9 protein-coding genes are annotated in these 8,464 nt (G+C 72.0%); all 9 read left to right on the forward strand.

Going from position 1 to position 8,464, the window contains the following annotated elements:
- Positions 1–307 precede the first annotated feature (307 nt).
- Positions 308–1,621 carry an ammonium transporter gene (locus ABWK99_RS10630; RefSeq protein WP_372594677.1) on the forward strand — a complete coding sequence of 438 codons (1,314 nt, stop codon included), beginning with the start codon at positions 308–310 and terminating at the stop codon, positions 1,619–1,621.
- Positions 1,621–1,959, forward strand: coding sequence for a P-II family nitrogen regulator (locus ABWK99_RS10635; protein ID WP_372594678.1), 339 nt, complete (start codon positions 1,621–1,623; stop codon positions 1,957–1,959). The genes ABWK99_RS10630 and ABWK99_RS10635 overlap by 1 nt, the downstream gene beginning before the upstream one ends.
- Positions 1,960–2,170: 211 nt before the next feature.
- Positions 2,171–2,509, forward strand: coding sequence for a P-II family nitrogen regulator (locus ABWK99_RS10640; RefSeq protein WP_372594679.1), 339 nt, complete (start codon positions 2,171–2,173; stop codon positions 2,507–2,509).
- Positions 2,510–2,518: 9 nt separating this feature from the next.
- On the forward strand, positions 2,519–4,354 hold the full coding sequence (locus ABWK99_RS10645; protein ID WP_372594680.1) for a [protein-PII] uridylyltransferase: 1,836 nt from the start codon (positions 2,519–2,521) through the stop codon (positions 4,352–4,354).
- 55 nt (positions 4,355–4,409) lie between these two features.
- Positions 4,410–6,017, forward strand: coding sequence for a signal recognition particle protein (gene ffh / locus ABWK99_RS10650; RefSeq protein WP_372594681.1), 1,608 nt, complete (start codon positions 4,410–4,412; stop codon positions 6,015–6,017).
- Positions 6,018–6,200: 183 nt separating this feature from the next.
- Positions 6,201–6,641 (forward strand): 30S ribosomal protein S16, encoded by a 441-nt coding sequence (gene rpsP / locus ABWK99_RS10655; RefSeq protein ID WP_372594682.1) that lies wholly within the window; start codon positions 6,201–6,203, stop codon positions 6,639–6,641.
- On the forward strand, positions 6,641–6,877 hold the full coding sequence (locus ABWK99_RS10660; RefSeq protein WP_372594683.1) for an RNA-binding protein: 237 nt from the start codon (positions 6,641–6,643) through the stop codon (positions 6,875–6,877). Before rpsP ends, ABWK99_RS10660 begins: the two co-directional genes overlap by 1 nt.
- Before the next feature lie 131 nt (positions 6,878–7,008).
- On the forward strand, positions 7,009–7,545 hold the full coding sequence (gene rimM, locus ABWK99_RS10665) for a ribosome maturation factor RimM (RefSeq protein ID WP_372594684.1): 537 nt from the start codon (positions 7,009–7,011) through the stop codon (positions 7,543–7,545).
- A 1-nt stretch (position 7,546) separates the two neighbouring features.
- The gene (trmD, locus tag ABWK99_RS10670; protein WP_372594685.1) at positions 7,547–8,323 is read left to right on the forward strand and encodes a tRNA (guanosine(37)-N1)-methyltransferase TrmD; all 777 of its coding nucleotides are present in this window, start codon (positions 7,547–7,549) and stop codon (positions 8,321–8,323) included.
- The last annotated feature ends 141 nt before the right edge of the window (positions 8,324–8,464 follow it).

Raw genomic sequence — 8,464 nt, forward strand, 5'->3', positions numbered from 1 at the left:
CGGTCAAGCTCGTCGGCCTCGGCGAGGGTCCCGACGACCTCGCGGTCTTCGAGCCGGAGGCCTTCGTGGACGGACTCCTCGAGTCCTGAGCCCCGCGCACCGCTCGTCCGCTCGTCGTGCCGGGCGGGGCGCGTGACGGCGGTGCGTCCGAGGGTTGGGCGGGGTTGTCTCGGCTCGTGAAACGTGCCGTTCACACGAGCGCGGCTCTTGTCACCGCCCCGTAACGCGCGACGTCCGGCCGCGAAACCTCCGGTCGCCACAGTGGTCTCGGACCAGCCGCCCGGCTGGTGGAGAAGAGGCGATCTGCATGGGCGACTTCGTCCTGGATTCTGGAAACACAGCGTGGATCATCATGGCGTCCTCGCTCGTGCTGCTGATGACGCCCGGGCTGGCGTTCTTCTACGGCGGCATGGTGCGTGGCAAGACCGTGCTGAACATGATGATGATGAGCTTCGGCGCGATGGGCGTCGTCGGGATCATCTGGGTGCTGTACGGCTACTCGGGTGCCTTCGGCACCGACGTGGGCGGGATCATCGGCAACCCGTTCGACTACTTCGGGATCGACTCGATCACCGACGCCGAGAGCCTGATGGCCTCGTCGGGCGTTCCCGCGCTCGTCGCCATCATGTTCCAGGCGACCTTCGCGATCATCACCGTCGCGCTCATCTCGGGCGCCGTGGCGGACCGCATGAAGTTCAGCGCCTGGCTGGTCTTCGCCGGCGTCTGGGCGACCCTCGTCTACGTCCCGATGGCCCACATGGTCTGGGGCGGCGGACTGCTCGGCGGTGACGGCATCACCTCCGGCCTGTCGACCCCGATCGACTTCGCCGGTGGGACCGTCGTGCACATCAACGCCGGTGTCGCGGGCCTCGTGCTGGCGATCCTCCTCGGCAAGCGCAAGGGCTTCGGCAAGGAGCCGATGCGTCCGCACAACCTGCCGTTCGTCATGCTCGGTGCCGCCCTGCTGTGGTTCGGCTGGTTCGGCTTCAACGCGGGCTCCGAGTTCGCCGCCGACGGCACTGCCGGTCGCGCCTGGATCAACACGACCGTCGCGACCTGTGCCGCGATGCTCGCCTGGCTCGCGACGGAGAAGTTCCGTGACGGCAAGGCCACCTCGCTCGGTGCCGCATCGGGCATCGTCGCCGGTCTCGTCGCGATCACCCCGGCCGCTGCCTCGGTCGACACGGTCGGCTCGATCGTCATCGGCGCCGTCGCCGGCATCCTGTGCGCGCTGGCCGTCGGCCTGAAGTACAAGTTCGGCTACGACGACTCGCTCGACGTCGTCGGCGTCCACCTCGTCGGTGGTCTGACCGGGACGATCCTCATCGGCCTCTTCGCCCACGTCGACGAGTCGGTGAACGGCACCTGGTACGCGGACGGCTCGCTCAACGGCCTGTTCTACGGTGGTGGCATCAACCAGCTGCTCACCCAGATCATCGTCGCCGTCGCGGCCATCGTCTTCAGCGGTGTGATGACCCTGATCATCGGTCTCGCCCTCAAGTCGTCGATGGGCATCCGGGTCACCGAGGAGGACGAGTACCGTGGTCTCGACCTCGCCACCCACGGTGAGACGGCGTACGAGACGCTCGGCGGAGCCCGCGTCTCGCAGGAGGTGAAGTGATGAAGCTCGTCTGCGCGATCATCCAGCCCCACCGTCTCGACGACGTGAAGTCGGCCCTCGAGGCCGCAGGCGTCCGAGGCATGACGGTCAGTGAGGCCAGCGGCTACGGCCGTCAGCGTGGCCACACCGAGGTCTACCGCGGTGCCGAGTACACCGTCGACCTCATCCCGAAGGTGCGCGTGGAGGTCCTCGTCGCCGACGAGGACGCCCTGAGCGTCACCGATGTCATCGTCGGGGCGGCCCAGACGGGCAAGATCGGCGACGGCAAGGTGTGGACGATCCCGGTCGACGACATCGCCCGGGTCCGCACCGGGGAGCACGGCCCCGAGGCTCTCTGAGCATGGCCCGTGGGGGTCCTGCGCTTCGGCGTGGGACCCCCACGGCGCGTCCCGGGGGCGCACCGCGGCTCGGTCATGACGACGAGCCACAGCCCCCGGAGCAGGATGGCAGGACGGTCGGTCGCATCGGCGGCCGGCCGACCGAGCGTCGACCCGGGACGGGTGGACGCAGGTGGGTCCGTCGCATCACGGCGGACAGGAGGGGACGAACATGAAGCTGGTCACCGCAGTCATCCAGCCGCACCGCCTCGACGAGGTGAAGACGGCGCTGCACGCCGCCGGGGTGCGGGGCATCACCGTGAGCGAGGCGAGCGGCTACGGCCGTCAGCGTGGCCACACCGAGGTCTACCGCGGCGCGGAGTACGTCGTCGACCTCATCCCGAAGATCCGTGTCGAGGTCGTCGTCTCCGACGAGGACGCACCCACGGTCACCCAGGTCGTGCTCGCGGCGGCGAGCACCGGCTCGATCGGCGACGGCAAGGTCTGGACGGTCCCCGTGGAGGACATCGTGCGGGTCCGCACCGGCGAGCACGGCCCGGACGCCCTGTGAGCCACTGACGTGTCGACGACCCCTGGACCTGCGTCCGAGCACGCCGAGCAGTCCGCCCCGTCCACGCCGTCGCACGCTCCCGTGCGGCCCGGGACCGCGGTTCCTGAGCAGCGTGGGCCGCAACCCGGCAGCCTGCGGGGACTCAAGGCCGACCGGCTCGCGCTCGCTGCTCGGATGACAGGTCCGGGGGCCGACGGCCAGGTACGACGTACGGCCATGGCCCACCTCGTCACCACCCGGCTCGCCGAGCTCTGGGACGAGGCCGTCTCACCGCTGGACGACACGGAGGGGCTGGCCCTCGGCGCCGTCGGCAGCCTCGGCCGTGCCGACGCCAGCCCCGCGAGCGACCTGGACCTGCTCCTCGTGCACGACGGGCGCAGCCACCCCGCCGCCGACGTCGCAGCCCTCGCCGAACGGCTCTGGTACCCCATCTGGGACGCCGGGCTCGACCTGGACCACTCGGTGCGTTCCCTCGCCCAGTGCCGGCAGGTCGCCTCGGCCGATCTGCCTGCCGCCGTCGGGCTCCTCGACCTGCGGGCCGTCGCCGGCGACCGCAGCGTCGTCCACCGCGCACGCACCGCGCTCCTGACCGACTGGCGGTCCGCCGCGCGCCGGCGCCTTCCCGAGCTGCTGCAGACCACGCGTGCACGCGCGGAGCGATCCGGGGAGCTCGCCTACCTCATCGAACCCGATCTGAAGGAGGCGCGCGGCGGGATCAGGGACGCCGTCGTCGTCTTCGCGCTCGCCGCGACCTGGCTGACCGATCGTCCGCACGGTGCCGTCGACGAGTCCTACGCGCACCTGCTCGACGTGCGCGACGCCGTGCACGTCGCCACCGGCCGGGCGACGAACCGTCTGCTGCGTGCCGACCAGGACGAGGTCGCCGAGCTGGTCGGGGCCGACGACGCCGACGACCTCCTCGCAGGGCTCGCCGAGGCGGGCCGCACCATCTCGCACGCCCTGGACACCACGGTCCGTCATGCGCGCCAGGCCCTCGAACGTCCGTCCTTGAGGCGCCCGGTCCTGGTGCGTGGGAGGCGCGCCGCGCCCAAGCTGCGGTCCGTCGGAGAGGGGCTCGTCGAGCACGACGGCGAGCTCGTGCTGGCCGCCGGCACGAGGCCGGAGGACGACGCCCTGCTGGCCCTGCGTGCTGCGGCGACCGCCGCACGCACGGGGCTGCCGCTCTCGCCCGTCACGGTCGCGAGCCTCGCCAGGACACCTGACCTCCCGGTCCCGTGGCCTGCCGTCGCCCGGACCCATCTGCTCGCGCTGCTCGGCGCCGGCCCGGCCCAGATCCCCGTGTGGGAGACGCTGGACCTGGCGGGGGTCGTCACCCGCTGGATCCCCGAGTGGGCAGGGGTGCGCAACCGACCGCAACGCTCGGCCATCCACCGGCACACCGTCGACCGGCACCTGGTGGAGACCGCTGCGCGCGCCGCGCGACTGCGCCGGGGCGAGAACGGCGACCTCCTGATGATCACCGCGCTGCTGCACGACATCGGCAAGCGGGCAGGTGCGGGCGACCACAGCGTGGAGGGCGCGCGACTGGTCCCCGGGATCCTCGAGCGGATGGGCTTCTCCCCGCAGCAGCAGGAGGACGCCGCCGTGCTGATCCGCCACCACCTGACGCTCGCGATGCTCGCGACGCAGCGCGACCCGGAGGACCCGGCGACGGTCGAGGCGCTCCTGGAGGCCGTGGGCCACCGCGCCGACCTGCTCGAGGTGCTGCGGGCGTTGACCGAGGCGGACGCCTCGGCGGCCGGGCCCACCACGTGGACGCCCTGGCGTGCGCGGCTCGTCGACGACCTGACGGCGCAGGCGATGGCGGCGCTCGGCGCCCGCTGAGCCGCGGCGGGTACCCTGGAGCCTCCCGTCGGCACCCTGCGTTTGGTGAGGTCCTGTGTTCGCCACCCTGTCCGATCGTCTCGCCTCCACGTTCAAGAACCTGCGCGGCAAGGGTCGGCTCTCCGAGGCCGACATCGACGCGACCGTCCGGGAAATCCGGCGCGCCCTGCTCGACGCAGACGTCGCCGTACCCGTGGTGCGGGCCTTCACCGCCGCAGTTCGTGAGCGCGCACTGTCCGCCGAGGTCAGCGGTGCGCTCAACCCGGCGCAGCAGGTCGTCAAGATCGTCCAGGACGAGCTCGTCACGGTGCTCGGTGGTGCGCGCCGCCCGCTGACCCTCGCGAAGAAGCCGCCGACCGTCATCCTTCTCGCCGGCCTGCAGGGTGCCGGCAAGACGACGCTGGCGGGCAAGCTCGCCGTGCACCTGCGCGAGCAGGGCCACACGCCGATCCTCGTCGCGGCCGACCTGCAGCGACCCAATGCGGTGACCCAGCTCCAGGTCGTCGGCGAGCGGGCCGGGGTGCCGGTCTTCGCTCCGCACCCTGGCGCCAGCGACGACGGTGAGCAGGTCGAGGGTCGGCGCTGGTGGGACCGCTCGGCGAAGGCCGACCCGGTCAAGGTCGCCCGCGACGGCGTGGCCGAGGCCCGGGACAAGCAGCACGACGTGGTGATCGTCGACACGGCCGGCCGGCTCGGCGTGGACGCCGAGATGATGAAGCAGGCGGCCGACATCCGCGATGCGGTGGACCCGGACGAGATCCTCTTCGTCGTCGACGCGATGATCGGCCAGGACGCCGTCCTGACGGCCCAGGCCTTCGCCGAGGGCGTCGGCTTCACCGGGGTCGTGCTCTCCAAGCTCGACGGCGACGCGCGCGGTGGTGCGGCGCTGTCCGTGGCGAGCGTCACCGGCCGGCCGATCCTGTACGCCTCCACGGGCGAGAAGCTCACCGACTTCGAGGTCTTCCACCCCGACCGGATGGCCTCGCGCATCCTGGACATGGGTGACGTCCTGTCGCTCATCGAGCAGGCGGAGAAGGCCTTCGACGCCGACCAGGCCGAGAAGATGGCAGGGAAGCTCGCCGGGGGCGAGGACTTCACCCTCGAGGACTTCCTGGTGCAGATGCAGAGCCTTCGCCAGATGGGCTCGATGAAGAAGATGCTCGGGATGCTCCCCGGGATGGGCCAGATGCGCGAGGCGATCGACAACTTCGACGAGCGCGAGGTCGACCGCGTCGAGGCGATCGTCCGGTCCATGACCCCGGGGGAGCGGGTCAACCCGAAGATCCTCAACGGCTCGCGCCGCGCGCGCATCGCCAAGGGGTCGGGCACCTCGGCGAGCGAGGTCAACCAGCTGCTCGAGCGATTCACGGCCGCGCAGAAGATGATGAAGCAGATGGCCCGCGGCGGCGGGATGGGCGTCCCCGGGATGGGCAACCTGCCCGGGATGGGCAAGAAGGGCAAGGGCAAGGCCGCGCAGCGGCCCAAGGGCAAGTCGGGCAACCCCGCCAAGCGGGCCGAGCAGGAGCGCCTCGCCGCCCAGCGGCAGGCCGGTGCGCCGGCCCCCTCCGCACCGGGGTCGGCCTTCGGTCTCGGTGCTCCCGCCCAGAAGCCCGACGAGCCCCCGCAGCTGCCCACCGGACTCGGTGGGCTGTTCGGCCGCTGAGCCGCTGTCCCGCGTCCGGTGGCGCTCGTCGCCCCTGACGCGCAGACGTGGCACAATGACCCGCTGTACCCGGCACGGTCGGTCCCTCTACCCGCCCGTATCGCGTCCTCGGTCGCCTCGACCGCCTGCCCCACGGGTCGGAGCGAGGGACCACCCCACGCAGAACCAGGAGAGACCACCACTGTGGCCGTCAAGATCCGTTTGAAGCGCTTCGGCAAGATCCACTCGCCGTACTACCGCATCGTCGTCGCCGACTCCCGCACCAAGCGGGACGGTCGCGTCCTCGAGGAGATCGGCAAGTACCACCCCACCGAGGAGCCCTCGCTCATCGAGGTCACCTCGGAGCGCGCGCAGTACTGGCTCGGTGTCGGCGCGCAGCCGACCGAGCAGGTCCTCGCCATCCTCAAGATCACCGGTGACTGGCAGAAGTTCAAGGGCCTTCCGGGCGCCGAGGGCACCCTGCGGGTCAAGGGTCAGGCCGCCGACGCCGCGACCGCGATCGCCGCTGCTGCCGACGCCGCGGAGAAGGCGAAGGTCAAGGCCGCCGAGGCCAAGGCCGCAGCCGACGCCGCCGCTCCGGCGGAGCCCGTGGCAGAGGCCGCGACCGAGGACGCCGAGGCCTGATGTTGGCCGACGTGCTCGAGCACCTGGTCCGGGGGATCGTCGATCACCCGGACGACGTGCAGGTCGCCGCGCGGAACCAGCGCCGCGGTGAGGTGCTCGAGGTGCGCGTGCACCCCGAGGACCTCGGTCGGGTGATCGGCCGCAACGGCCGTACCGCCCGTGCCCTGCGCACGGTCGTCGGCGCCCTGGGCGACGGCTCCGTGCGGGTCGACGTCGTGGACGTCGACCGTCGCTGAGCAGCACCTCGGTGCGGTCGGGCGAAGCCCGCACCGCGTCGGTCCCGGGCCCGCCCGGGTAGTCAGACCGTCGATCAGGCCCGGACCCCTACCCTGGGTCCGGGCCTGATCCGTGCCCGAGGGAGAGATCCATGGAACTGACCGTCGCCACCATCGGCCGGGCGCGTGGCCTGCGCGGTGAGGTCGCCCTCGACGTGCGCACCGACACCCCGGAGCGGCGGTTCGTCCCGGGTGCCGTCCTGCAGGCCCGGCCGGGCTCCGGGACGCTGACGGTCCTGCGGACCCAGGCGGCGAGCGGGACCTGGTTCGTCGTCTTCGAGGGCCACGAGGACCGCACCGCCGCGGAGGCGCTGCGTGGGCTGGAGCTCGTCGTCGTCGAGGACGCCTCCGACGAGGAGGACGCCTGGTACCCGCACGAGCTCGCGGGACTGCGGGTCGAGCGCCTCGACGGCAGCGTCGTCGGAGAGGTCATCGGCCTGGAGCACCTCCCGGCCCAGGACGCCCTGCTGGTGCGTGAGGTCGAGGGAGCGCGCACGCTCATCCCGTTCGTCCGCGCGATCGTTCCCGTCGTGGACGTCGCCGGTGGGCGGGTCGTGATCGACCCGCCGCTCGGTCTGCTCGCCGCCGACGGCGAGGTCGACGACGACACTCCGGGCGACGAGGTCTGACGTGCGGATCGACGTCGTCTCGATCTTCCCCGAGTACCTGGCCCCGCTCGAGCTCTCCCTCGTCGGCAAGGCCAGGGCGGCCGGCCTCCTCGACCTGCGCGTGCACGACCTGCGCTCCTGGGCCACCGACCGGCACCACACGGTGGACGACTCCCCGCTCGGTGGCGGCGCGGGCATGGTCATGCGCCCCGACGTGTGGGGTACCGCCCTCGACGAGATCCTTCTCGACGCGGACCCGTCCGGGGTCGAGCTGCTGGTCCCGACACCCTCGGGCGAGCTGTTCACCCAGCGCACGGCCGAGCGCCTGACGACCCGCGAGCACCTGGTGATCGCCTGCGGGCGCTACGAGGGGATCGACGCGCGAGTCGCCGAGCACTACCGCTCACAGGGGGTCGCGGTCACCGAGCTCTCGCTCGGCGACTACGTGCTCAACGGGGGAGAGGTCGCCGCGCTCGTCGTCGTCGAGGCCGTCGGTCGGCTGCTGCCCGGCGTCGTGGGCAACCCCGCGTCGCTCGTGGAGGAGTCGCACGGTGCAGCGGGGCTCCTGGAGTACCCCGTGTTCACCCGGCCCCCGCAGTGGCGGGGGCTCGAGGTCCCCGAGGTGCTGCTCTCCGGGCACCACGCGAGGATCGCGCGCTGGCGCCGTGACCAGGCGCTGACCCGTACCGCGCTGCGTCGCCCCGATCTCGTGGCGGCGCTCGACGCCGACGCGTTGGACCGCCGGGACCGCGAGGTGCTGGACGCGATATCCGTCGCCGAGGAGCACGAGGCCGAGTAGGAGCCGAGCGCCGGCCGGTCGATGGCTCGCGTCGTGACCGGAGCCCGGACTGTGGCAGACTGGTCGGTCGGTGTGCATCGGCTGCGTCTCTGCCACAGGGGAGACGACCTAGCCACACGAGGCACCCGACCTCATGACCAA

It is taken from the genome of Actinotalea sp. (assembly GCF_041597215.1).
In the GTDB taxonomy this organism is placed as follows: Bacteria; Actinomycetota; Actinomycetes; order Actinomycetales; family Cellulomonadaceae; genus Actinotalea.